General features: G+C 68.9%; 20 protein-coding genes. 14 read left to right on the forward strand and 6 right to left on the reverse strand.

Annotated elements, in window-relative coordinates; genetic code table 11:
• Positions 1–105: 105 nt before the first annotated feature.
• Positions 106–1,053: an MBL fold metallo-hydrolase gene (locus A7B20_RS08920; protein ID WP_102108226.1), complete on the reverse strand. Its 948-nt coding sequence runs from the start codon at positions 1,051–1,053 to the stop codon at positions 106–108.
• 93 nt (positions 1,054–1,146) lie between these two features.
• On the reverse strand, positions 1,147–1,560 hold the full coding sequence (locus tag A7B20_RS08925) for a metallopeptidase family protein (protein WP_102108227.1): 414 nt from the start codon (positions 1,558–1,560) through the stop codon (positions 1,147–1,149).
• 127 nt (positions 1,561–1,687) lie between these two features.
• On the opposite strand from A7B20_RS08925, the gene gltX reads away from it, so the two are divergent.
• Positions 1,688–3,007, forward strand: a complete 1,320-nt coding sequence (gene gltX, locus A7B20_RS08930; protein WP_102108228.1) for a glutamate--tRNA ligase — start codon at positions 1,688–1,690, stop codon at positions 3,005–3,007.
• A 186-nt stretch (positions 3,008–3,193) separates the two neighbouring features.
• Here the strand turns inward: gltX and bhcR are convergent, their stop codons facing one another.
• Positions 3,194–4,012 (reverse strand): HTH-type transcriptional regulator BhcR, encoded by an 819-nt coding sequence (bhcR, locus tag A7B20_RS08935; protein ID WP_102108229.1) that lies wholly within the window; start codon positions 4,010–4,012, stop codon positions 3,194–3,196.
• Positions 4,013–4,173: 161 nt separating this feature from the next.
• Here bhcR and bhcA point away from each other — a divergent pair, with 161 nt between their 5' ends.
• From bhcA to A7B20_RS09000, 13 genes are all read left to right on the forward strand, one after another.
• Positions 4,174–5,358: an L-aspartate--glyoxylate aminotransferase BhcA gene (gene bhcA / locus A7B20_RS08940; RefSeq protein ID WP_102108230.1), complete on the forward strand. Its 1,185-nt coding sequence runs from the start codon at positions 4,174–4,176 to the stop codon at positions 5,356–5,358.
• Entirely contained in the window at positions 5,358–6,335 is a 978-nt protein-coding gene (gene bhcB, locus A7B20_RS08945; RefSeq protein WP_102108231.1) for a beta-hydroxyaspartate dehydratase BhcB, read from the forward strand. Before bhcA ends, bhcB begins: the two co-directional genes overlap by 1 nt.
• Positions 6,336–6,414: 79 nt before the next feature.
• Positions 6,415–7,575 (forward strand): 3-hydroxy-D-aspartate aldolase BhcC, encoded by a 1,161-nt coding sequence (gene bhcC / locus A7B20_RS08950; RefSeq protein WP_102108232.1) that lies wholly within the window; start codon positions 6,415–6,417, stop codon positions 7,573–7,575.
• 80 nt (positions 7,576–7,655) lie between these two features.
• Entirely contained in the window at positions 7,656–8,621 is a 966-nt protein-coding gene (bhcD, locus tag A7B20_RS08955; protein WP_102108233.1) for an iminosuccinate reductase BhcD, read from the forward strand.
• A 358-nt stretch (positions 8,622–8,979) separates the two neighbouring features.
• Positions 8,980–10,263, forward strand: coding sequence for an urea ABC transporter substrate-binding protein (gene urtA, locus A7B20_RS08960; RefSeq protein ID WP_102108234.1), 1,284 nt, complete (start codon positions 8,980–8,982; stop codon positions 10,261–10,263).
• Positions 10,264–10,342: 79 nt separating this feature from the next.
• Positions 10,343–12,286 carry an urea ABC transporter permease subunit UrtB gene (gene urtB, locus A7B20_RS08965; protein WP_425437141.1) on the forward strand — a complete coding sequence of 648 codons (1,944 nt, stop codon included), beginning with the start codon at positions 10,343–10,345 and terminating at the stop codon, positions 12,284–12,286.
• Between the two features lie 327 nt (positions 12,287–12,613).
• Complete coding sequence (gene urtC / locus A7B20_RS08970) at positions 12,614–13,846, forward strand: urea ABC transporter permease subunit UrtC (RefSeq protein ID WP_102108235.1); 1,233 nt, start codon at positions 12,614–12,616, stop codon at positions 13,844–13,846.
• Positions 13,843–14,586, forward strand: a complete 744-nt coding sequence (gene urtD / locus A7B20_RS08975; RefSeq protein ID WP_102108236.1) for an urea ABC transporter ATP-binding protein UrtD — start codon at positions 13,843–13,845, stop codon at positions 14,584–14,586. The genes urtC and urtD overlap by 4 nt, the downstream gene beginning before the upstream one ends.
• Positions 14,586–15,281: an urea ABC transporter ATP-binding subunit UrtE gene (urtE, locus tag A7B20_RS08980; RefSeq protein WP_102108237.1), complete on the forward strand. Its 696-nt coding sequence runs from the start codon at positions 14,586–14,588 to the stop codon at positions 15,279–15,281. Before urtD ends, urtE begins: the two co-directional genes overlap by 1 nt.
• 100 nt (positions 15,282–15,381) lie before the next feature.
• A complete protein-coding gene (locus tag A7B20_RS08985; RefSeq protein WP_102108238.1) occupies positions 15,382–16,017 on the forward strand; it encodes a paraquat-inducible protein A in 636 nt (211 codons plus the stop codon).
• Positions 15,987–16,619, forward strand: a complete 633-nt coding sequence (locus tag A7B20_RS08990; protein ID WP_102108239.1) for a paraquat-inducible protein A — start codon at positions 15,987–15,989, stop codon at positions 16,617–16,619. The genes A7B20_RS08985 and A7B20_RS08990 overlap by 31 nt, the downstream gene beginning before the upstream one ends.
• Positions 16,616–19,459 carry a PqiB family protein gene (locus tag A7B20_RS08995; protein WP_102108240.1) on the forward strand — a complete coding sequence of 948 codons (2,844 nt, stop codon included), beginning with the start codon at positions 16,616–16,618 and terminating at the stop codon, positions 19,457–19,459. The genes A7B20_RS08990 and A7B20_RS08995 overlap by 4 nt, the downstream gene beginning before the upstream one ends.
• Position 19,460: 1 nt before the next feature.
• Positions 19,461–20,021 (forward strand): PqiC family protein, encoded by a 561-nt coding sequence (locus A7B20_RS09000; protein ID WP_102108241.1) that lies wholly within the window; start codon positions 19,461–19,463, stop codon positions 20,019–20,021.
• A 621-nt stretch (positions 20,022–20,642) separates the two neighbouring features.
• Here A7B20_RS09000 and dtd read toward each other — a convergent pair.
• Genes dtd through A7B20_RS09015 form a run of 3 tightly spaced genes read right to left on the reverse strand, consistent with a single transcriptional unit; the run spans position 20,643 to position 23,149 of the window.
• A complete protein-coding gene (gene dtd, locus A7B20_RS09005; RefSeq protein WP_102108242.1) occupies positions 20,643–21,080 on the reverse strand; it encodes a D-aminoacyl-tRNA deacylase in 438 nt (145 codons plus the stop codon).
• The gene (locus A7B20_RS09010) at positions 21,080–22,000 is read right to left on the reverse strand and encodes a carbohydrate kinase family protein (protein WP_102108243.1); all 921 of its coding nucleotides are present in this window, start codon (positions 21,998–22,000) and stop codon (positions 21,080–21,082) included. Before A7B20_RS09010 ends, dtd begins: the two co-directional genes overlap by 1 nt.
• A 60-nt stretch (positions 22,001–22,060) precedes the next feature.
• Complete coding sequence (locus tag A7B20_RS09015) at positions 22,061–23,149, reverse strand: TFIIB-type zinc ribbon-containing protein (protein ID WP_102108244.1); 1,089 nt, start codon at positions 23,147–23,149, stop codon at positions 22,061–22,063.
• Positions 23,150–23,236 lie beyond the last annotated feature (87 nt).

Consider the following 23,236-nt stretch of genomic DNA (forward strand, 5'->3'; position numbering starts at 1 on the left):
GGAGTATTTTTGCAAAGAAGAAGCCGGAGGCGTTTCTCTCGCGCCCGCAAGGGGCGGGGGGGCGAGGGGGCCCGGCATCCGGGCCCCGTGCCTTTTCGGGACGCGTCAGCCCTTCAGCATCATCTGGTAGGTCTCGGGCACGAAGCGGAAGCCGTCCTCGCGCGTCTCGACGAAGCCGAGGCCGGGGAAAGGCATGTGGTAGCCGACGAGCGGGATGCGATCCGTCGCCACCATGTCCAGGATCTTGCGCCGCGTCGCCGCCGCCGCGGCCTTGTCGACGTCGAAGGACACCTCCCAGTCGGGGTGGGCCAGCGACCAGACATAGTGGTTCGCGGTGTCGGCCATGATCAGCAGGCGGTCCGACCCGGATTCGAGGTGATAGACCATGTGTCCCGGCGTGTGGCCGAAGGCGGCCATGGCGGTGATGCCCGGCACCGGCGAATCGCCGTCCTTCACGAAGCGCATCTTCTCGGCCAGCGGCGCGACCTTGGTCTTGAAACCCTCGTTGTCCTGGCCGCTCCAGTAATCGTACTCGGCCTGGCCGGTCACGTAGGCGGCATTGGCGAAGGTCGGGGCGTCGCCGTTCATCAGCCCGCCGATGTGATCGCCGTGCATGTGGGTGATGACCACGGTGGTCACGTCCTCGGGCGCATGGCCCGCGGCGGCCAGCGCGGCGGTGACGCCCTCGGCCCCCGTACCCGTGTCGAACAGCACCAGCTCCCCGCCCGCCTTCACCACGGTCGGGGTGAAGAAGAACTGCGCGGCGTCGGCGGGGATGAAGTTGGCCCGGCTGACCTCGGCAAACTCCTCGTCGGGCACGTTCAGGCCGAAGATCTTGTGCGGCTCCTCCACCGTCCGGGTGCCTGCGAGCAGGGTCGAAACGGTCATGTCGCCCATGGCGAAGGTGTTCTGGATCGGGGCGGACGTGGCCTCGGGCGCGTGGGCGGCGGCCTCGGCGCGGCCTGCGAGGCCCGGCAGGAGGCCCGCGGCGGGCAGGGCGGCCCCGGCAAGAAGCGCGGCGCGGCGGGTGATGGTCGGCGGCGTGTCGGTCATGGTGCTCTCCCGGCGTTGAAGGATGGGCGGGAAGCTAGGGCGCGGCCCGGCAGCGTCCATGACCGCACCAAGGCTGTGCGCGGATGCGGAGGGCTACTCCCACCACCGGTCGACGGAGGCGATGTCGTCGTCCGACCAGCCGAGGTGGTGGGCCAGTTCGTGGACGTAGACATGGGTCACGATCTCGCCCAGCGTCACGTCGCCCCGGGCCGCCCACTCGTCGAGGATCGGCCGGCGGAAAAGCCAGATCGTGTCGGGGCCGCGGGGCTGGTCGGCCACGGACTTCTCGGTCAGGGGGATGCCGTCGTAAAGGCCGGTGAGGTCGAAGGCGTCCTCGATCTCCATCTCGTCGAGCAGCGCGTCGGGGGCGAAATCCTCGACCCGGATCACGACCGAGGCGGCGGCCGCCGCGAAGGCGCGGGGCAGGGCGACGCGGGCGGCTTCGGCCAGCGCCTCGATATCGGCGAGGGAGGGGGCCTCGAGGGTGGAGAGGTCGGTGTCGCTCATGGCGCCATCTAGGCCCCGGCGGCGGGGCGCGGCAACGGGAAAGGCGCGCCGGACGCGCCGCGCCCTGCGGCTTTTCTGGACAAGCGGGCCCGCCTGTGGGAACACCCGGGCCAACAGGAGACCGCCCATGACCACCACCCGCTTCGCCCCGTCGCCCACCGGATACATCCACATCGGCAACCTCCGCGCCGCGCTGTTCAACTGGATGATCGCGAGGAAGGCCGGGGGCACCTTCATCCTGCGCCTCGACGACACCGATCCGGAGCGCAGCAAGCAGATCTATGCCGACGCGATCCAGGAGGATCTGGAATGGCTGGGCCTGACCTGGGACCGGATCGAGAAGCAGTCCGACCGGCTGGACCGCTACGCCGAGGCGGCGGAGGAGCTGCGCGGCAAGGGGCGGCTCTACGAAGCGTTCGAGACGCCGACCGAGCTGGACCTGAAGCGCAAGAAGCAGCTGAACATGGGCCGCCCCCCGGTCTATGACCGCGCGGCGCTGGCGCTGTCGGACGAGGAGAAGGCGCGGCTCAGGGCCGAGCGCAGCGGCCACTGGCGCTTCCTGCTCGACATCGAGCGGATCGAGTGGACCGACGGCATCCTCGGCGACCTCTCGATCGACGCAGGGTCGGTCAGCGATCCGGTGCTGATCCGGGGCGACGGCCAGGTGCTCTATACCTTCGCGTCCAGCGTCGACGACATCGACATGGGCGTGACTGACATTGTCCGCGGTTCGGACCACGTGACGAACACCGCGACCCAAATCCAGATCATGCAGGCCCTGGGCGGCACGCCCCCGAACTTCGCCCACCATTCGCTGCTGACCGGCCCCCAGGGCGAGGCGCTGTCGAAGCGGCTTGGCACGCTGGCTCTGCGCGACCTGCGCGCGGCGGGGATCGAGCCCATGGCGATCCTGTCGCTGATGGCGCGGCTCGGCTCGTCGGACCCGGTGGAGCTTCGCACCAGCCACCAGGAGCTGCTGGACGGCTTCGAGCTGTCGAATTTCGGCTCGGCGCCCACGAAGTTCGACGCCGAGGACCTGAAGCCGCTGACCGCGCGCGCCGTGGCCGCCATGCCCTTCGAGGCGGTGCGGGACGAGATCGCGGCGCTGGGCGTGCCGGACGACCTTGCGCCGCGCTTCTGGCAGGTCGTGCGCGAGAACGTCGAGACCCGCGCCGACATGGCCGGCTGGTGGTCGATGTTCCGCGACGGCGCCGCGCCCGAGCTTGCGGGCGAGGACCGCGACTTCGTGGCCGAGGCCTTTGCCCTGCTGCCGCCGCCGCCCTATGACGACACCACCTGGGGCAGCTGGACGACGGCGGTGAAGGAGAAGACGGGCCGGAAGGGAAAGGCCCTGTTCATGCCGCTGCGGCTGGCCGTGACCGGGCGCACCCGCGGCCCGGAGATGGCCGAGGTGATGCCGCTGCTCCAGAAGGCGCCCGCGCTCTGATCTTCCCGCGTCCGGATTGATCCGGAAGCAGCGCCTTGCGGCAGAGCTTTTGAAATGTCGCGCCTTTCGGCAGAGCTTTGAAATTGGCGCGCCTTGCGGCAGAGCTTTTAGATTGGCGCGCCTTCGGCGCGACACCATGTCCCCATCCCCGCCTTGCGGCGGGAACGGGTCCGTGGGCGCCCGTGTTCAGGCCTGGGCGCCCATGGCCCGCGAGAGCTCGGCCGCGGCGCGGGTGACGTGGCCCGCCAGCGCCGGGATGCTGGCGACATCGACCCGGCTTGTGGGCCCCGAGACCGAGATGCCCCCCACGGTCTCCCCCAGTGCGTTCGTCACCGCCGCGGCGATGCAGCGCATCCCGGTGTTCTTCTCCTCGGCATCGACCGAGTACCCGCGGCTGCGGATCGTTTCGAGATTGGCCGCCAGCGCCTCGGGCTTGACCAGCGTGTGCGGGGTGAAGGGCGTGAGCGGGGTCCTGGCGAGATAGCGGGCGAGGCGGTCCTCGCTCCAGCGCGCCAGCAGCGCCTTGCCGATGCCCGAGGCGTGGAGCGGCGAGAGCGAGCCCGGCGGGAAGAAGGCGCGGATGGTCGCGTGGGTTTCGGCCTGGGCGACGAAGAGCACCTGGTCGCCGCGTTCGATCCCGAGGTTGGCGGTCTCGCCCGTGGCCTCCATCAGCGCGCGGAGCGTCGGGCGGGCGGTTTCCACCAGCGAGGTGCGGCGCAGGAAGGCGGCGCCGATCAGGAAGGCGCCCGCGCCGATGGCCCAGGTCTGCGCCGCCTCGTCGAAGTCGGTGAGGCGGCGCGCCTGGAGCGTGACCAGCACGCGGTAGAGCGTGGCAGGCGATTCGCCCATCTCGGCGGCAAGGCCCGACAGGGTGGCGGAGCCGAGCCGCGCGAGGGTCTCCAGTACCTGCACCGCCCGGTCCAAAGACTTCACGGTGTTCTGGGCGGTCTTGTCGTGGAAGGCGCGGGGGCGGCCGCGGCGGGGGCTGCTGTCGTCGGCGGGCATGTCCGGCTGCTCCGTGAAAAACCGTTTCGCTGGATGAAAAAGGCAAGGCGCTGACCTTGCAAGGGAAATCGGCGCGTTTCATTTTTGAAAAACGATTTCAAAAAAATTGCGCATGTGGTGGGAGAGGCGTAGACCACATCCGACGCAAAGAGGAGGTTGCGATGAGCTTTCAGAACCCGGTGTTCATTCCCGGCCCGACCAACATCCCGGAAGTGATCCGCAAGGCCTGCGACATGCCGACCGTCGACCACCGCTCGCCCATCTTCGGCAGGATCCTGCACCCCGTGCGCGAGAACGTCCGCGCCGTGCTGAAGAGCGAAAGCGCCTCGGTCATCGTCTTCCCGGCGACCGGCACCGGCGGCTGGGAATGCGCGATCACGAACACGCTCTCCGCCGGGGACAAGGTGCTGATGGCGAGGAACGGCATGTTCTCGCACAAGTGGATCGACATGTGCCGCCGCTTCGGGCTGGAGGTGCAGGTGGTCGAGACTCCCTGGGGTCAGGGCATCCCCGCCGACACCTTCGGCGCGATTCTGGCCGAGGACAAGACGCATACCATCAAGGCCGTGCTCGCCACCCACAACGAGACGGCGACCGGCGTCGTCTCGGACATCGCGGCGATCCGCCGGGCCATGGACGGGGCCCATCATCCGGCGCGGCTGCTGGTCGACGGGGTCTCCTCCATCGGCTCGATGGACTTCCGCTTCGACGACTGGGGCGTCGACGTGGCGGTGACGGGCAGCCAGAAGGGCTTCATGCTGCCCGCGGGCCTGGCCATCGTCGGCTTCTCCGAAAAGGCGAAGGCGGCCGGGGCCACGGCGGGCCTGCCGCGCTGCTTCTTCGACATCCGCGACATGGAGAAGGGCTACCAGGTCAACGGCTATCCCTACACGCCGTCGGTGGGCCTGCTGAACGGGCTCAAGATGTCGTCCGAGATGCTGCTGGACGAGGGGTTGGAGAACGTCTTCGCCCGCCACCGCCGCATCGCCACCGGCGTGCGCGCGGCGGTCGAGGCCTGGGGGCTGAAGCTCTGCGCCGAGTCCGCGGACGTCCAGTCCGACACGGTCAGCGCCGTGATGACCCCGCTCGGCACCGAGGTCGTCGGCCAGGCCGCCAGCGTCTACGACATGGCGTTCGGCGTCGGCCTCGGCGAGGTCGCGGGCAAGCTGTTCCGCATCGGCCACCTCGGCAACCTGACCGACGCGATGATGCTGAGCGGCCTCGCCACGGCCGAGATGTGCATGGCGGATCTCGGCATGGACATTACATTGGGCTCGGGCGTGGCCGCGGCCCAGAAGGTCTATGCCCGGGGTCGCACGGAGACGGCAAAGAAGGAGGCCGCGTGATGAAGGATACCGGCGACATGATCATCCCGACGTTCGACGACGTCATCGCCGCGCACGAGCGGATCCGGCCCCATATCCACAAGACGCCGGTGCTGACCTCGTCCTACCTGAACGAGCTGACGGGGGCCGAGCTGTTCTTCAAGTGCGAGAACTTCCAGAAGGCCGGCGCCTTCAAGGTCCGCGGTGCCTCGAACGCCGTGTTCGGCCTGCCCGACGACATGCTGGAAAAGGGCGTCGCCACCCACTCCAGCGGCAACCACGCGCTGTCGCTGTCCTACGCGGCGGGGCGGCGGCGGATCCCCTGCCACGTGGTGATGCCGCGGACGGCGCCGCAGGCGAAGAAGGACGCCGTGCGCGGCTACGGCGGGATCATCACCGAGTGCGAGCCCTCGACCTCAAGCCGCGAGGCCGTGTTCGCCAAGGTGCACGCCGAGACGGGGGCGGATTTTGTCCACCCCTACAACGATCCCCGGGTGATCGCGGGGCAGGGCACCTGTTCGCGCGAACTGATGGAGCAGGTCGAGGGACTGGATGCCGTGGTCGCGCCGATCGGCGGCGGCGGTATGATCTCGGGCACCTGCCTGACGCTTTCCAACATCGCGCCGGGGGTCGAGATCTATGCCGCGGAGCCGGTCAATGCCGATGACGCCGCACGGTCCTTCCGCGCCGGGCACATCATCGCCGACGACGCGCCCGACACGGTGGCGGACGGGCTGAAGGTGCCGCTGAAGGAGCTGACCTGGCACTTCGTCTCGCGCCACGTGACCGACGTGCTGACCGCGACCGAGGACGAGATCGTCGACGCGATGCAGCTGACCTGGAAGCGGATGAAGATCGTGATCGAGGCCAGCTGCTCGGTTCCGCTGGCGGTGATCCTGAAGAACCCCGAGGTGTTCCGCGGCAAGCGGGTCGGGGTCATCATCACCGGCGGCAACGTGGACCTCGCGAAGCTGCCCTGGATGGGGATGCCGGGCTGAAGCCCGGCCTACGCCACCCTTTCGGCGTAGGATGGGTGATATCACCCATCCTGCCTGCAGACATCATGGGAGAGACAAGATGAAAGACGTGAACTTCGACGACTACGAGGTGGGCTACGACATTCCCGCCGCCATCGGCATGGACGAGAGCGAGATCCAGACGCCCTGCCTGGTCCTCGACCTCGACGCGCTGGAGCGCAACATCAGGAAGATGGGCGATTACGCCAAGTCCCACGGGATGCGGCACCGGGTGCACGGCAAGATGCACAAGTCGGTGGACGTGGCGCTGCTGCAGGAAAAGCTCGGCGGCTCCGTCGGCGTCTGCTGCCAGAAGGTCAGCGAGGCCGAGGTCTTCGCTCGTGGCGGCATCAAGGACGTGCTGGTGAGCAACCAGGTCACCGACCCGACCAAGATCGACCGCCTGGCGCGGCTGCCGAAGCTCGGCGCGCGGACGATCTGCTGCGTCGACGACATGGCGAACATCCCCAACCTTTCGGCGGCGGCGGTGAAGCACGGCACAGAGATCGAGTGCCTGGTGGAGATCGACTGCGGCGCCGGGCGCTGCGGCGTGACGACGACGCCCGAGGTTGTGGCGCTGGCGAAAGCCATCGACGCGGCCGAAGGGCTGAAGTTCGCCGGGCTCCAGGCCTACCAGGGCGCGATGCAGCACCTCGACAGCTATGACGAGCGCAAGGCCAAGACCGACATCGCCATCGCCATGGTGAAGGACGCCGTGGCGGCGCTGAAGGCCGAAGGGCTGGAATGCGCCATCGTCGGCGGCGGCGGCACCGGCTCCTACTACTTCGAAAGCGCCTCGGGCGTGTTCAACGAGCTTCAGTGCGGCTCCTACGCCTTCATGGACGCGGACTATGGCCGCATCCTCGACAAGGATGGCAACCGCATCGACCGCGGCGAATGGGAGAACGCGCTGTTCATCCTCACCACCGTGATGAGCCACGCCAAGGCCGACAAGGCCATCGTCGATGCCGGCCTGAAGGCGCAGTCGGTCGACTCGGGCCTGCCCGTGGTCTACGGCCGGGACGACGTGAAATACGTCAAGTGTTCGGACGAGCACGGCGTGGTGATGGACCCCGAGGGCAAGTTGAAGGTCAACGACAAGCTGAAGCTGGTGCCCGGCCACTGCGACCCGACCTGCAACGTGCACGACTGGTACGTGGGCGTGCGCAACGGGAAGGTCGAAACGCTGTGGCCCGTTTCGGCCCGCGGCAAGGCGTTCTGAGCGCGGGGTTTTCGAGTATCTGGAGCAAGAAAGAGCAGGGGGGTGGTTCTGCCGCCCCCTTCTTCATGGAGGAGAGCGGAATGTTCATTGTACCCGAGGCGGCCATCGGCGGCCTGATCACCCCCGAGGCGAGTTTCGACGCGGTCGAGGCGGTCTTCGCCGCGATGTCGTCCGGAAAGGCCTACAACTTCCCGGTGATCCGCGAGGCGATCGGCCACGGCGACGCGCTCTACGGCTTCAAGTCGGGATTCGACCGGGAGTCGCTGGCGCTTGGCCTGAAATCCGGCGGCTACTGGCCCGGCAATGCCGCGAAGGGGCTGACCAACCACCAGTCCACGGTGATCCTGTTCGACGCCGACACGGGCCGGGTCAAGGCGCTGGTCGGGGGGAACCTCCTGACCGCGCTCAGGACCGCGGCGGCGAGTGCGGTGTCGATCAAACACCTCGCCCGGAAGGACTCGAAGGTTCTGGGGATGATCGGCGCGGGCCACCAGTCGGCCTTCCAGATGCGCGCCGCGGTGAAGCAGCGGGACTTCGAGAAGGTGATCGGCTGGAACTTCCACCCCGAGATGCTGCCCCGCCTCGCCGAGACGGCCGAGGAGCTGGGCCTGCCCTTCGAGGCGGTGGATCTCGACCGCCTCGGCGCCGAGGCGGACGTCATCGTCTCGATCACCTCCTCCTTCGATGCGATCCTGAAGGACGCGCAGGTGAAGGACGGCACGCACCTCGCCTGCATGGGCACCGACACCAAGGGCAAGCAGGAGGTCGAGGCGGCGCTGGTCGCCCGCGCCACGGTCTTCACGGACGAGGTGGCGCAGTCCACCACCATCGGCGAGGCGCAGCATGCGGTCGCGCAGGGGCTGAAGCAGGCTGGTGACATCGTCGAGATCGGCGCCGTCATCAACGGCGACCACCCGGGACGCAGCAGCGACGGCGAGATCACGCTGTTCGACGGGACCGGAGTCGGCCTTCAGGACCTTGCGGTGGCCCAGGCCGTCCTCGACCTCGCCATCGAACGGGGCGTGGCGCAGGACGTCGCGTTCTGAACCCGTTTCCGCCCGGCGCGATTCTTCGCGCCGGGCGAAGGCTCCGGTGACGCCGCCGCGCAGAATTTGTGCAGCGCCTTCCCCAGCGGCAACAAAACGTGCAGCCCCCGCGCCCTTGCGGCGTCAACCATCCCGTATTTGCGGTTTCGCTTCGTTCCCGCCCCGTTACCGGATTGGGTTGATCCAAGGGTCATTTCCGACCCTTGAGGATGTGCGGTGGCGAGCGTTCTTGGCGGTCCGTCACCACCGCACCGATGCAACTGGCGTTGCGGGGGCAGTCGACCACGGCGAGCGGCCTTGTGCAAGGGCCGCCGCCGCGCGTGCGGTCCTTGCGCGCCCTGACAAGGACGAGATCACGATGAATTTCAGGAAGGTGACGGCACTGGGGGCCACGGCCCTTTCGCTGCTGCTGGCGGGGGGCGCCTTTGCGCAGGACACGATCAAGGTCGGCGTGCTGCATTCGCTTTCGGGCACCATGGCCATTTCCGAGACGACGCTGAAGGACACGGTCCTGATGCTGATTGACGAGCAGAACAAGAAGGGCGGCGTGCTGGGCAAGCAGCTGGAGGCCGTGGTGGTCGATCCGGCGTCGGACTGGCCGCTCTTCGCGGAAAAGGCACGCGAGCTTCTGACCGTGCAGGACGTGGCGGTGATCTTCGGCTGCTGGACCTCGGTCAGCCGCAAGTCGGTGCTGCCGGTGATCGAGGAGCTGAACGGCCTGCTGTTCTACCCGGTGCAGTACGAGGGCGAGGAAAGCTCGAAGAACGTATTCTACACCGGCGCCGCGCCGAACCAGCAGGCGATCCCCGCCACCGACTATTTCCTCGACGAACTCGGGGTCGAGAAGTTCGCCCTGCTCGGCACCGATTACGTCTATCCGCGCACGACGAACAACATCCTCGAGGCCTACCTGAAGGACAAGGGCATCGCGGAAGAGGACATCTTCGTCAACTATACCCCCTTCGGCCATTCCGACTGGTCCAAGATCGTGGCCGACGTCGTGGCGCTCGGCGCCGACGGCAAGAAGGTGGGCGTGATCTCCACCATCAACGGCGACGCCAACATCGGCTTCTACAAGGAACTGGCGGCGGCCGGCATCTCGGCGGACGACATTCCCGTGGTCGCCTTCTCGGTCGGCGAGGAAGAGCTTTCCGGCCTCGACACCTCGAACCTCGTCGGCCATCTCGCCGCCTGGAACTACTTCCAGTCCGCCGAGAGCCCCGAGAACGAGGAATTCATCAAGACCTGGCACGCCTTCACCGGCGACGACAGCCGGGTGACCAACGACCCGATGGAAGCCACCTACATCGGCTTCAACATGTGGGTGCAGGCGGTCGAGGCGGCGGGCACCACCGACGTCGATCCCGTGACCGAAGCGATGATCGGCCAGACCTATCCGAACCTCACCGGTTCCACCGCCGAGATGCTGCCGAACCACCACCTGACGAAGCCGGTGCTGATCGGCGAGATCCAGGCCGACGGCCAGTTCGACATCATCAGCGAGACCGAGCCGGTGCCGGGCGACGCCTGGACCGACTACCTGCCGGAGTCGGCGGTGCTGGAGGCCGACTGGGCCGAGCTGAAGTGCGGCATGTACAACACCGAGACGAAGACCTGCGTGCAGACCAAGTCCAACTACTGAGGCGGCACGACCCGGGGCAGGGCGCCTTGCCCCGGGCAGCCTCCGAGCAGGACCAACCCAAGTGATCCCATTCCGCGCCCTGGCGCTTGTCTGCTGCCTCATCGCGGGCCTCGCCCCCGCAGCACGCGCCCAGTCCCCCGACAGCCCGATTCAGCAGCTCCTTCAGGAGCACAGGGCGGTGATCCTGAAAAGCTCCCGCACCAGCATAGGCCCCGCCATCGACGCGCTGGCCACAAGCGGCCTTCCGGAAGCGCGGGCGGTGCTGAACCAGTGGCAGGACAAGAACCTCTGGGTCAGGAAGTCCGACGGCCTGTTCGTCTTCGGCCAGAAAGCCGACGGCGGCCTCGGCCTTGTCGACATCACCACCGGCGAACGGTTCGCGGTCGAGGACCCGAAGACGCTCGACCAGCTGAAGCCGAACAGCGGCATCCGCGGCCTGATCGGCGCCGCGCTGGTGCAGTTCCAGCTGACCGACCCCGACCCGAGGAAGCGCGCCGAGGGCCTCCGGGCCATCGAGCGGCGGCCCAAGGACTCCCATCTCGAAGCGCTCAGGAAGTCGATCCCGTCCGAGACCGACCCGGGCCTCCTTGCCCGCAAGGAACGTCTCGAACGCCTCCTGACGATCCAGTACGGCGCCCCCGCGGACCGCGTCGCCGCCATCGAAAGCTTCCGCGGATCCCTCTCCGTCGACGTCCGCGCGGCGCTGAACCCGCTCCTCGCCACCCGCGTGGTCCTGGCCGAGGATGCCCCCGCGAACGCCAATGTCGCGCGCCCTGTCGTGCCGGGCAGCCCCGAGCTCTCCCGCGACCAGGCCTTCGACCTCCTGGCCGAGGCACGGGGCCTCGCCCGCCCGCCCGATGCCGCCGCCCGCAAGGAGGCGATGATCGCCCATATCGACAACGGCGCCGTCGGCGGTGTCCCCGTCGCAGCGCTCGACACCGACGCCGCCCGCGACCGCGCCTACACGGCCCTCGCCGAGGCGGGTCTCGTCCCCGCCTGGTCGCCCGCCGACACGATCGACACCGCCCTCGACGGCGCCGAGTTCCTCGCCCTCTACCGCGAGCCGGACCCTGCCGTGACCGCCGCCGCCGAGGAAACGCTGAAATCCATCGAGACGAAGCTCGCCCTGAACCAGGGCCTCGACCTCACCCTCGACGCGCTCTCCCTCGCCTCGATCTACTTCCTTGCCGCCATCGGCCTGGCCATCACCTTCGGTGTCATGGGCGTGATCAACATGGCCCATGGCGAGTTCATCATGATGGGCGCCTATACCGGCTACGTCGTGCAGCAGGTGATCCCCGACTACACGCTCTCGCTGATCGTCGCCCTGCCGCTCGCCTTCTGCGTCACCGCGGCCGCCGGCATCGCCATGGAACGGCTGGTGATCCGCCACCTCTACCACCGCCCGCTGGAGACGCTCCTCGCCACCTTCGGCATCTCGATCGCGCTCCAGCAGCTGGCGAAGACGATCTTCGGCACCCAGGCCCGGCCCCTGACCTCGCCCGGCTGGCTCGACGGCGCCTTCACCCTGAACGACGTGGTGTCGATCAGCTACATCCGCATCGCGATCTTCGTCCTGGCGCTCCTCTTCCTCGCCCTGTTCCTCTTCATCATGAAGAAGACCCGCCTCGGCCTCGAGGTCCGCGCCGTCACCCAGAACCCCCGCATGGCCGCCTCCATGGGGATCAACCCGGGGCGGATCAACATGCTGACCTTCGCCCTCGGCTCCGGCATCGCGGGCATCGCCGGCGTCGCCATCGGCCTCTACGCCAAGGTCACCTCGGAAATGGGCGCCGACTACATCGTCCAGTCCTTCATGACTGTGGTGGTCGGCGGCGTCGGCAACATCTGGGGCACCCTGATCGGTGCCACCGGCATCGGCTTCCTGCAGAAGGGGATCGAGTTCCTGAACCCCTCCAACACGCTGGCCGCCCAGACCTACATGATCGTCTTCATCATCATCTTCATCCAGTTCCGCCCCAGGGGCATCATCGCCCTCAGGGGCCGCGCGGCAGGAGACTGACCATGCACCGTCCGACCCTGCTCCGGCTCTTCCTCCCGCGCCCGACACCCATCCCACCGGGCGCCCTCGGCCCTGCCGCCACCACCCCGGAGGCGCCGCAATGACCCGCCCGGCCACACCGACCGGCCAAGGCAGCCACGGACCGCGCCCCGCCGCACGCCCTCTGTGCCACCGCCCCTCCCATCTTTGCTTCACAAATATCCCGGGGGGTCCGGGGGGCTGGCCCCCCGGCAGCGCAACCCATCCCGTCCGCGACAAAGGCCGCACCGTCGCCCCGGGGGGTGCGGGGGGCCTGCCCCCCGCCGTCGCGACGCCGGAGGCGGCGCAATGACGAAGTCCTTCCTGGCCCGCAATCCCTCGGTCCTCGCCTTCCTCCTCTGCCTCGCGCTGTTCACCCTCGGCGTCACCGTCCTGTCCGAAGGCCTCGGCCTCAACCTCGTCTCCACGAGCTTCGTCAAGACGCTCGGCAAGACCCTCTGCCTCTGCCTCGCCGCCATCGCCATGGACCTCGTCTGGGGCTACTGCGGCATCCTCTCCCTCGGCCATTTCGCCTTCTTCGGCCTCGGGGGATACGCCATCGGCATGTGGCTGATGTACGAGCGCACGCGGCTGATCGTGGTCGACAGCCTCGCCAACGCGCCCCTGCCGCCGACGGAGCAGGAGATCGCCGACGCCATCGGCACCCAGATCTTCGGCGTCGTCGGCAGCGCCGAGTTTCCGCCGGTCTGGGCCTTCGCCCACAGCCTGCCGCTGCAACTCGTGATGGTGGTGCTCGTCCCCGGAGTCCTCGCCCTCGTCTTCGGCTGGCTCGCCTTCCGCTCCCGCGTGACCGGTGTGTATCTGTCGATCCTGACCCAGGCGATGACCCTCGCGCTGTCGCTCTACCTGTTCCAGAACGACAGCGGCCTCAGGGGCAACAACGGCCTTTCCGGCCTCCAGAATCTTCCGGGCCTCGCCGACACCCCGCAATCCCTCGTCTCGCTCTGGTTCTTCTGGGCCTCCGCGCTCGCCCTCGCGCTCGGCTACCTGCTCGCCGCCTGGGTGGTCTCGGGCAAGCTCGGCTCGGTGATCCGCGGCATCCGCGACGACGAGGCGCGGGTGCGCTTCCTCGGCTACCCGGTCGAGACGTTCAAGCTCTTCGTCTTCACCCTCACCGCGATCATCGCCGCCATCGCGGGCGCCCTCTACTACCCCCAGGCCGGCATCATCAACCCGGCCGAGATCGCGCCCATCGCCTCGATCTACCTCGCCGTCTGGGTCGCCATCGGCGGGCGCGGCCGCCTCTACGGCGCGGTGATCGGCGCGGCCTTCGTGTCGCTGCTGTCGACCTTCTTCACCGGCGGCCAGGCGCCCGACCTGAACCTCGGGGTCTACACCGTCAAGTGGGTCGACTGGTGGCTGGTGCTGCTCGGCCTCTCCTTCGTGCTCGTCACCCTCTTCGCGCCGAAGGGCATCGGCGGGCTGTTCGACCTCGCCGCCGGGATCCGCAGCCCGAACCGGCGCGGCGCCGACCTCGGCCCCGACCAGGGCAGCTTCCGCGAGAAGGAGGCCGAGACGTGACCCAGCTCCTCGAAGTTTCCGGCGTCTCCGTCAGTTTCGACGGGTTCAAGGCGATCAACAACCTGTCCTTCTCCATCGGCCCAGCCGAACTCAGGGCGATCATCGGGCCGAACGGGGCGGGGAAGACCACCTTCATGGACATCGTCACCGGCAAGACGAGGCCCGACGAGGGCAGCGTGCTCTGGGGGGAAGAGCACGTCTCGCTCCTCGGCCTCTCGGAAAACCGCATCGCCCAGGCCGGGGTGGGGCGCAAGTTCCAGCGCCCGACCGTGTTCGAGGACCAGTCGGTGTTCGACAACTTGATGATGGCGCTGAAGAAGCCCCGCGGCCCCCTCGCCACCCTGCTGTTCCGTCCCTCCGAGGCCGACGTCGCCCGGGTCGGCGAACTGGCGCGGGAGATCGGCCTTGCCGACGCGCTCACCCGCAAGTCGGGCGAGCTCAGCCACGGCCAGAAGCAGTGGCTGGAGATCGGGATGCTGCTGGCGCAGGAGCCGCGCCTGCTGCTGGTCGACGAACCCGCCGCCGGCATGACGCTCGCCGAGCGCGAGCACACCACCGACATCCTGGTGGAGGCGGCGAAGACCCGCGCCGTGGTGGTGGTCGAGCATGACATGGAATTCGTGCGCCGCCTGAACTGCAAGGTCACGGTGCTGCACGAGGGGTCGGTGCTGGCCGAGGGCAGCCTCGACCATGTCACGGCCAACAAGGACGTGATCGACGTCTACCTGGGGCGCGGCTGATGCTCGAAGTCAACGACCTTACCCTGCACTACGGCGGCTCGCAGATCCTGAACGGCGTGTCGCTGACCGCCGCGAAGGGGCAGGTGACCTGCGTCATGGGCACGAACGGCGTCGGCAAGACCTCGCTCCTGAAGGCGATATCGGGGACGCACCCCCGGTCCGGCGGCACCTATCGCCTCGACGGCGAGGAGATCGGGAGGGTGCCCGCCCAGGTGCTGGCGCAGAAGGGCGTCGGCTATGTGCCGCAGGGGCGCGACATCTTCCCGCTGCTGACCGTGAAGGAGAACCTGGAAACCGGCTTTGCCTGCCTGCCGAAGTCCGAACACCGCATCCCCGACCGGATCTACGAGCTGTTCCCGGTGCTGAAGGACATGACCGCGCGGCGCGGCGGCGACCTTTCGGGCGGCCAGCAGCAGCAGCTCTCCATCGCCCGGGCACTGATCACGAAGCCGAAGCTCCTGCTGCTGGACGAGCCGACCGAGGGGATCCAGCCGAACATCATCCAGCAGATCGGCCGCGTCATCGCGCGGCTGAGGGACGAGGGCGAGATGGCGATCGTCCTGGTCGAGCAGTATTTCAGCTTCGCCTATGACCTCGCCGACCGGTTCAATGTCCTCGAACGCGGCAGCGTGAAGCTCAGCGGCGCCAAGTCCGAGATCCCCCGCGAGACGCTCCAGAAAACCGTGTCCGTCTGAGGTTCCGTGCGACTTCGCCGCGTAACTTTGCCGCTTTTGCGGGGGGGCGCGACCTGATAGATACGCGAAGGCGCCATGTTGGTTTGTGTAAAGGGTATGGATGACGGTGGACGACACCCCCGAGGACGAGGGCGAGCTGATCGCCTGCCCGCAGTGTGACGCGCTGTACCGGGTCGTGTCGCTGGACCATGGCGAACGCGCCAACTGCACCCGTTGCCACACCGTCCTGATCTCGTCCCGCCGCCGCGCCTTCGCGCGGGCCGCCGCCCTGTCGCTGACGGTGGTGGTCCTGATGATCGGCGCAACGATCTTCCCGTTCCTGTCGGTCAGCGTCGCCGGGCTGACCAACTCCAGCTCGGTGCTGGATGCCGCGCTCGCCTTCGCGGGGGGGCCGATGTTCGCGCTCTCGGTCGCCGTGGCCGCGCTGATCGTGCTGATCCCCATCGCCCGCTCGGTTCTGGTCCTCTACGTCCTGACCCCGCTGGTCTTCGGCCGCAAGCCGTTCCGCCACGCCGTCGACGCCTTCCGCTATGCCGAGGCGATGCGCCCCTGGTCCATGGCCGAGATCTTCGTGATCGGCGTCGCCGTGGCGCTGGTGAAGGTCGCCGACCTCGCCCGCGTCGGCTTCGGCCCCGCCTTCTGGATGTTCGCCGCGCTGGTCGTCGTGATCGTCGTGCAGGACAGCTACATCAACAGATGGACGATATGGAAAGCGCTCGACCGCAGCAGACAGTGACCGCGAGGGGCAGCGGGCTGGTGGCCTGCACGCGCTGCTCGCGGGTCTGGCCCGCCGACCGCGACATCTGCGGCCGCTGCCACGCGCCCCTGCAATCGCGCGACCCCACCGCGCTCAGCCGGGTCTGGGCCTGGATGGCGGTCGGCATCATCTGCTACATCCCCGCCAATCTCTACCCGATGCTGCTGACGCAGACGCTGCTGTCGACCTCGAAAAGCACCATCATCGGCGGCGCGATCGAGCTGATCCACCACGGCGCCGTCGGCATCGCCATCATCATCATCGTCGCCTCGGTGCTGATCCCGATGGGCAAGTTCGTGGCCATCGCCTATCTCGCGCTCAGCCTGAAGCACCAGGTGAAGCTGTCGGCCGCCGCCCGGCACCGGCTCTACGAATATGTTGAGTTCATCGGCCGCTGGTCCATGATCGACGTATTCGTGGTGGCAATCCTCAGCTCTCTCGTGCAGTTAAGCGCCGTCGCGGCGATCAATCCGGGGCCCGCCGCCATCACCTTCGCGCTGTCGGTCATCTTCACGATGCTCTCGGCGCAGAGTTTCGACCCCCGCTCGATCTGGGACGCCGAAGAGGAAGACACAGAGTGACCGACGCCCCCGAACTTCACGTCCGCCCGGCCAGGCGATCCTGGCGCGACCGCATCTCCTTCATCTGGGTCGTGCCGATCGGCGCGCTTCTCGTCTCGCTCGCCGTCTTCTGGCAGAGCTTCGCAAGCCAGGGCCCGATGATCGAGATCGCCTTCGACAACGCCTCGGGCGTCAAGGCGAACGAGACGGTGCTGAAATACCGCGACGTGCAAGTGGGCGTCGTCGAATCCGTGAGCTTCAGCGACAACCTCGGCTCGGTGCTGGTCCATGTCCGCGTCGACAAGGACGTCGCCGAATACGTCGACGCCGACGCGCAGTTCTGGGTCGTGCGCCCCGAGGTGACGGCACAGGGCGTCTCGGGCCTCGACACCGTGCTCTCGGGCGTCTTCATCGAAGGCACCTGGAACAACGAGAAGGGCGAGCCGCAGAGCAGGTTCGACGGCCTTCCCAAGGCACCGCTCGTCCGCTCCGACCAGCAGGGCACCGCGATCACGCTGCGCACAAGCTCCTCCAAGGGGCTGGGGGAGGGGACGCCGATCCTCTACCGCGGGATCGAGGTGGGCCGCGTCGCCAACCTCCGGCTCTCCGACGACGGCGTCTCGGTGCTGGCCGACGGCTTCATCCGCGCCCCCGAGGACCGGCTGCTGACCTCCGCCACCCGGTTCTGGGACACCTCCGGCTTCTCCTTCTCCTTCGGGGCACAGGGCGCGCAGCTGAACGTCTCCAGCCTCGCCTCCCTCGTCTCGGGCGGCGTCGCCTTCGAGACGCTGGTCTCGGGCGGCAACGCCGTCGACGACGGCGCAACCTTCCAGCTCTACGACGACGAGGACAGCGCCCGCGCCAGCCTCTTCACCGACGGGGCCGAGGGGGTGACGCTGAACCTCGCCGTGATCTTCGAGGGCGCGGTCAGCGGCCTGACCAACGACGCCGACGTCGAGTTCCAAGGGATCAAGGTCGGCAAGGTCACGGCCATCACCGGCCTCGTGGATCCCGACCGCTTCGGCGACAACGCCGTGCGCCTGCTGGCCACGCTGGAGCTGTCCACCTCGAAGCTGGGGCTTCCGGCCGACGCGACCGAGGAAAGCGCACTGCGGTTCATGCAGGACGCGGTGCGGCGCGGCTACCGCGCGCAGCTCCAGAACGCCTCGCTGCTGACCGGCGGGCTGAAGGTGGCGATCCTGCTGCCCGACACCATCGGCCCCCAGCCCTCGGCCAGCATCGACATGAACGGCGAACCCTATCCGATCCTGCCCTCGATCCCGGCCGAGATCTCGGACTTCGCCGACACCGCCGAAGGCGTCTTCAACCGCATCAACAACCTGCCCATCGAGGAACTTCTCAGTTCGGCCGTCGACGTGCTGGACAGCGTCAACGTGATCCTCTCCGACGACAATGTGAAGCGCACCCCCGAAGAGGTGCTGGCGCTGCTGAACGACGTGCGCAGCTTCGTCGGCTCGGAACAGGTGCAGGGGCTGCCGGTCCAGGCCTCCGACATGATCGCGACGCTGAACGAGGGCGCGAACGAGTTCGAGGCGATCCTGCAGAGCGTGCGCGAGGCCGGCACGGTGCAGGCCCTGACCGATGCGCTGAACGCCGCCTCGGACGCCTCGGAAGCGGTCATCGCCTCGGTCGCCGACGTGCCCGAGCTGATCACCAGCATCGAGGAGGTGGCCGCCAGCGCCGACAACCTGATGACCACCGCGAACAACCTGCCGCTCGACGAGCTTCTGACCCGCGCCAGCACGCTTCTGACCAGCGCCGACACGCTGGTGAACAGCGAGGGCGTGCAGCAGCTTCCGGTGCAGCTTGGCGCGGCGATCCAGGAGGCGCAGGGCGCCATCGCCGACGTGCGCAGCAGCGGCGTGATCGAACAGGTGGGCAGCACGCTGACCTCCACCGAACAGGCGGTGCAGCGCGTCACCGAGGCGCTGCTGCCCGTCATCGACGCTGCCGAGCAGACGGTGGCGCAGGCCAACACCTCGCTTCAGGGCGTGCCCCAGCTGATCGAGCGCATCGACGGCGTGGCGCAAAGCGCCGACGCGCTGCTCGTCAAGGCCGACCAGCTGCCGCTCGACGACCTGGTGAACCAGGCCAACGACGTCATCGCCTCGGCCAACGCGCTGCTGAACGATCCGGGGACGAAGGCGCTGCCCGGCCAGCTGGAATCCGCCGTGCGCCAGGCGCAGGGGGCGATCACCGACATCCGCACCTCGGGCCTGATCGCGGGGGCGAACGACGCGCTCATCACCACTTCGGCGGCGGTGCAGCGGATCACCGACGCGCTGATGCCGGTGCTCGACTCGGCCAGGACCGCCGCCGACAGCCTCAGCGCCGCCACCAGCGACCTGCCGGCCCTGGTCGAGCGCGCGAACGGCATCGCCACGCAGCTGGAGGAGCTGGCGAACACCGCCGCCGACCTGCCGCTGGAGGAGCTGGCCAACCGCGCCACCGACCTCGTGAACAGCGCCAACACGCTGATCTCCTCCACCGACAGCCAGGCGGTCCCGGCCGCGCTGAACGGCGCTCTGGCGCAGGTCGAGGCGGTGCTGGCCGAGGCGCGGGCAGGGGGGCTGATCGAGAACGCCAACTCGACCCTCGCCGCGGCCGAGCGGGCCGCGGGGTCGATCGCGACGACGTCGGACAACCTGCCCGAACTGCTGAACCGGATGAACCGCCTGCTGGCCGAGGCCGAGACGGTGATCTCGGGCTACAGCAGCGACGGCACCTTCGGCAGCGAGACCCGCTCGACCCTGCGCGAGATCCGCGACGCCGCCAATTCGGTCAACTCCCTGGCCCGCGCGATCGAGCGCAATCCCAATTCCCTGCTCTTTGGACGCTGACATGAAATCACTGCCCGCCCTTGCCCTCGTCCTGGTCGCGCTCGGCGCCTGCTCCTCTGCGCCGGTCCTGCGCTATCCGGTGCCCGACGTCGCCGACGACGCGACCATCGGCGTCGGCGTACGCTCGCTGGAGGTGCGCGAGGCCGACCTGCCGCTCTACGCGGGGCTCGAGACGATCGCGATCGAGGGTCCGAACGGCGAGCTGATGACCGATCCGAACCGTCTCTGGGCCGACGATCCCACGCGGGCGGTGACGCAGGGGCTGGCCGATGCGCTGTCCTCGATCACCCGCGCCAAGGTCGCGGCCGAGCCCTGGCCGCTGTCCGACCTGCCCGACGCCCGCCTCGAGGTGCGCTTCTCCAAGGCGCTCGCCTCGGTCGATGGCCAATACCGCATGGCCGGGCAGTACTACATCTCGTCGCCCTCCGGGAACCGCCGCGAGGTCGCCAAGCCCTTCGAGGTCGCCGCGCCCTACAACCCCGAGGACGTGCGCACCATCGCCACCGCCCAGGCTCAGGCGATCCGCGAACTGGCCCGGATCATCGCGCGCGGCGGTCTCTGAGGCGCCGCAGCGGTATCCGGCCGCCCAGCAGGCGGATGGCGCCGCGCAGGCATCTGGCAGATGGCGCCGCGCAGGCATTCCGACGACCGCCACAGCGCGTCCGACGCGAAGGAGCCGCACGCCCGCATCCCGCCTGCGTGCCCCCCGCGCCGACCGTGATCTGCCGAACATGACCCGCCGACCGTGACCTGCCGGCCGTCGCCCCGCCAGGGGTCCGCGCGTCGTCCCGTCCGCGCGGCCCCCTGACGTGCCCGGTCCTGCCCGGCGCGGGAGCGTCGGCGGCCCGCCACACCGCTTCCGTCATCCCCGCGGGCGGTCCCGGAGGGTCGGCCCATCCCCGGACCGCCCCGGCCCGTGCGCCGTCCTTCACCGCGAGGTCGGCGGGGACGGCACCGCGCAGGGGGTGGCGACCGGACTGGCACATTCGGCGCCAACAGGCCGCCACGGCCATGCGCCAGTCCCCTGTTCGAGGGACGGGCGCATGCGATCCGTGAAGGGGCGAGGCCGGGCTCCTCCCGGCTCTGCCGCTGGCGGACACCGTGGTTCCCGGCATCCAGCCCAGATTCTCCGGACTGACACCGTTCTAGCGGTCTCAGCGTAAACAAATCCTTAACGGCAATTTCAGCCTTCGAGCCAGATCGTCACCGGCCCGTCGTTGACCAGCGCCACCGCCATGTCGGCGCCGAAGCGCCCCGTCGCCACGCGCACGCCGAGCTCCCGCAGCGCCTCGGCCAAGGCCAGGTACAGCGCTTCGCCGACCTCGGGCCGCGCCGCCGCGGAGAAGCCGGGCCGGTTCCCGCGCGAGGTGTCGGCGGCCAGGGTGAACTGCGACACCACCAGCGCGCCGCCGCCGCAATCCAGCAGCGACCGGTTCATCTTGCCCGCCTCGTCCCGGAAGATCCGCAGCTTCGCCGCCTTGGCCGCCAGCGCCCCGGCCTGTTTGGCCGTGTCGCCCTCCATCGCGCAGACGAGGATCAGAAGGCCCGGCCCCGTCTGCCCGACGACCTCGCCCGCGACCGAGACCGACGCCTCGGACACCCGCTGCAGAAGCGCCCGCATCAGAGCTCGTCGCGGCGCGGCGGGTTCGCGCCCGCCCGGCTGACTGTCACCGCCGCCGCGCGGACCCCCAGCGTCAGCGCATCGCGCACCGCGTCCTCGGGCAGGTTCCGCACCCCGTCCCGCGTCAGCAGCCCCGCCTTGGACAGGGAGGCCAGCACGCCCGCGTTGAACGTGTCGCCCGCGCCGACGGTGTCGGCCACTGTCACCGGCGTCGCCGCGACCGAAACCGCGCCCGCGGCGATGAATCCCGTCGCGCCCTTCGCCCCTTCGGTGATGCAGACCAGGGACGGTCCCTTCTCCAGGATCCCGCGCGCCAGCCCGGCGATGTCGCCCGGCCCTTCCAGCCAGTGCAGGTCGTCGTCCGACAGCTTCACGATGTCCGACGCCGCCAGCATCCGCGCGATCCGCCCGCGATAGGCAGCCTCGTCGCGGATGAAGCCGGGGCGGATGTTCGGATCGCACATCACCACCCGCTGCCCCGCCTCGCGCCGGGCCAGCGCCTCGTAGGCCATGCCGCAGGGATCCACCACCAGCGAGATGCCGCCGAAGAACAGCGCCTCGGTCTCCTCCCCGAGTTCCGGCAGGTTGTCGGGCGACAAAAGACGCCCCGCGGTGTTCTCGTCGTAGAAGGCATAGGTCGCCTGGCCCTCCACCAGCTTCACGAAGGCAAGCGTGGTGGGATGGTCCGACCGGTGGGCGGGGGCTGCATCGACGCCGGAGGCCGCCAGCGTCTCGACCAGGATCTCGCCGAACATGTCGGTGGACAGGCCCGAGAAGAAGCCGGTCGCCACCCCCAGACGGCCAAGCGCGATGGCGGTGTTGAACACGGCGCCCCCGGCGTGGGGCGCGAAGGCCGCTTCGCCCTCGGCGGTGGTCCGGGGCAGCATGTCGATCAGGGCTTCGCCGCAACAGAGGATCATCGGGGCTCTCCTTTCCGCTTGTTACACGGTGTTAGCGCCACCAGCGTTCCCGCGCCAGCCTCACCGGTTCTGCGCGTAGAAATAGCCGAAGACGCCCGCCACAATCAGGCCCGCGATCACCGCCAGCGCGATCTTCACCGCCGACCACGGCCGCTCGCCCTGCACCCGGCCCGTCTGTCCGTTCACCACGAAGCGATAGGTGGTGCCCTTGTACTTGTAGGCCGCCAGCCACACCGGCAGCAGCACGTGCTTGAAGGTCACGTCCGAGATCCGCGTCTGGATGTCGTGGATCCGCTGCCGGTCGCCGCCGATGTCGAAGCGCACGTCGCGTTCGATCTGGCGGTCCATGATTGCGCGCGCCTCGGTGAAGCCGTCGGTCAGCTCGACCTGATAGGCCTCGGCCCGGAAACCCGCCAGGAAGGCCGGCGCATAGGGCGTCAGCGCCGTCAGGTCCCAAGGCTGGAGCGCATCGGTATAGGTCTTCGGCAGGGATTTCGACGCCAGCACCAGCACGTCGTCGAAGAACCGCGCCACCCGGCCCGCGGCCGAGTACCAGCGCACCCGTTCCACCTGCACCGTCTCGCGTTTGCCGTCGCGCATGACGGTCTGCGTCTCGTAATAGACGATGCCGCGCTCGCCGCGATAATCGCTCTCGGTCCCGGCGTCGAAGGTCCAGTAGGGGACATAGATCCCCTGCATCCGCCGCCCCTTGCGGGCATACTCCGTGAGCCCGTTCGGCGCGAACCAGAGCGAGCCCAGCCAGTCCGTCATCGCCTGCCGCGCCTGCCCCTCGTCCAGCGCGAAGGGCACGAGACCGCGTGGCTTGATGTGGCGGTTGGCGCCGGTGCCGGTGACGACGGGCGTGGCGCAGAACGGGCATTCGGTGGCGTGGACGTCGGGCTTGAACCCGATCTCGGCACCGCAGTTCGGGCAGGAGGTGACGCGCGTCTCCTCCATCTCGGCCTCGGGCAGGCGCGCCTCGATCGCGGCGCGGAAGTCGAGTTCCCGGATCGGGGCCAGCTGCGGCTTCGGCCCGTTGACCGGCGTCTCGTTGCCGCAGTGATCGCAGACCATCAGGCCGCGGGCCGGGTCGAAGCGCATGTCGGCGCCGCAGGCGTCGCAGGGGAAGCGGTGTTCGGTCTTGTCCATGGGCTCAGGCGTGTATCCGGTAGAGGGGCAGGGGCCGCACGCGCGGCACAGGCAGGATGCCGGCGGCAGGGGTGCTTTGGCGCGCGG

The organism is Oceaniglobus roseus, assembly GCF_002869745.1.
In the GTDB taxonomy this organism is placed as follows: domain Bacteria; phylum Pseudomonadota; class Alphaproteobacteria; order Rhodobacterales; family Rhodobacteraceae; genus Oceaniglobus; species Oceaniglobus roseus.

Bases quoted from the DNA above. Each gene is read 5' to 3' on its own strand.
- A7B20_RS09010 (WP_102108243.1), bottom strand. From the start codon at position 22,000: ATGATCCTCTGTTGCGGCGAAGCCCTGATCGACATGCTGCCCCGGACC.
- dtd (WP_102108242.1), bottom strand. From the start codon at position 21,080: ATGCGGGCGCTTCTGCAGCGGGTGTCCGAGGCGTCGGTCTCGGTCGCG.
- bhcA (WP_102108230.1), top strand. From the start codon at position 4,174: ATGAGCTTTCAGAACCCGGTGTTCATTCCCGGCCCGACCAACATCCCG.
- A7B20_RS09000 (WP_102108241.1), top strand. From the start codon at position 19,461: ATGAAATCACTGCCCGCCCTTGCCCTCGTCCTGGTCGCGCTCGGCGCC.
- urtE (WP_102108237.1), top strand. From the start codon at position 14,586: ATGCTCGAAGTCAACGACCTTACCCTGCACTACGGCGGCTCGCAGATC.
- urtC (WP_102108235.1), top strand. From the start codon at position 12,614: ATGACGAAGTCCTTCCTGGCCCGCAATCCCTCGGTCCTCGCCTTCCTC.
- A7B20_RS08985 (WP_102108238.1), top strand. From the start codon at position 15,382: ATGACGGTGGACGACACCCCCGAGGACGAGGGCGAGCTGATCGCCTGC.
- bhcD (WP_102108233.1), top strand. From the start codon at position 7,656: ATGTTCATTGTACCCGAGGCGGCCATCGGCGGCCTGATCACCCCCGAG.
- A7B20_RS08920 (WP_102108226.1), bottom strand. From the start codon at position 1,053: ATGACCGACACGCCGCCGACCATCACCCGCCGCGCCGCGCTTCTTGCC.
- A7B20_RS09015 (WP_102108244.1), bottom strand. From the start codon at position 23,149: ATGGACAAGACCGAACACCGCTTCCCCTGCGACGCCTGCGGCGCCGAC.
- bhcC (WP_102108232.1), top strand. From the start codon at position 6,415: ATGAAAGACGTGAACTTCGACGACTACGAGGTGGGCTACGACATTCCC.
- bhcB (WP_102108231.1), top strand. From the start codon at position 5,358: ATGAAGGATACCGGCGACATGATCATCCCGACGTTCGACGACGTCATC.
- A7B20_RS08925 (WP_102108227.1), bottom strand. From the start codon at position 1,560: ATGAGCGACACCGACCTCTCCACCCTCGAGGCCCCCTCCCTCGCCGAT.
- urtA (WP_102108234.1), top strand. From the start codon at position 8,980: ATGAATTTCAGGAAGGTGACGGCACTGGGGGCCACGGCCCTTTCGCTG.
- A7B20_RS08990 (WP_102108239.1), top strand. From the start codon at position 15,987: ATGGAAAGCGCTCGACCGCAGCAGACAGTGACCGCGAGGGGCAGCGGG.
- gltX (WP_102108228.1), top strand. From the start codon at position 1,688: ATGACCACCACCCGCTTCGCCCCGTCGCCCACCGGATACATCCACATC.
- bhcR (WP_102108229.1), bottom strand. From the start codon at position 4,012: ATGCCCGCCGACGACAGCAGCCCCCGCCGCGGCCGCCCCCGCGCCTTC.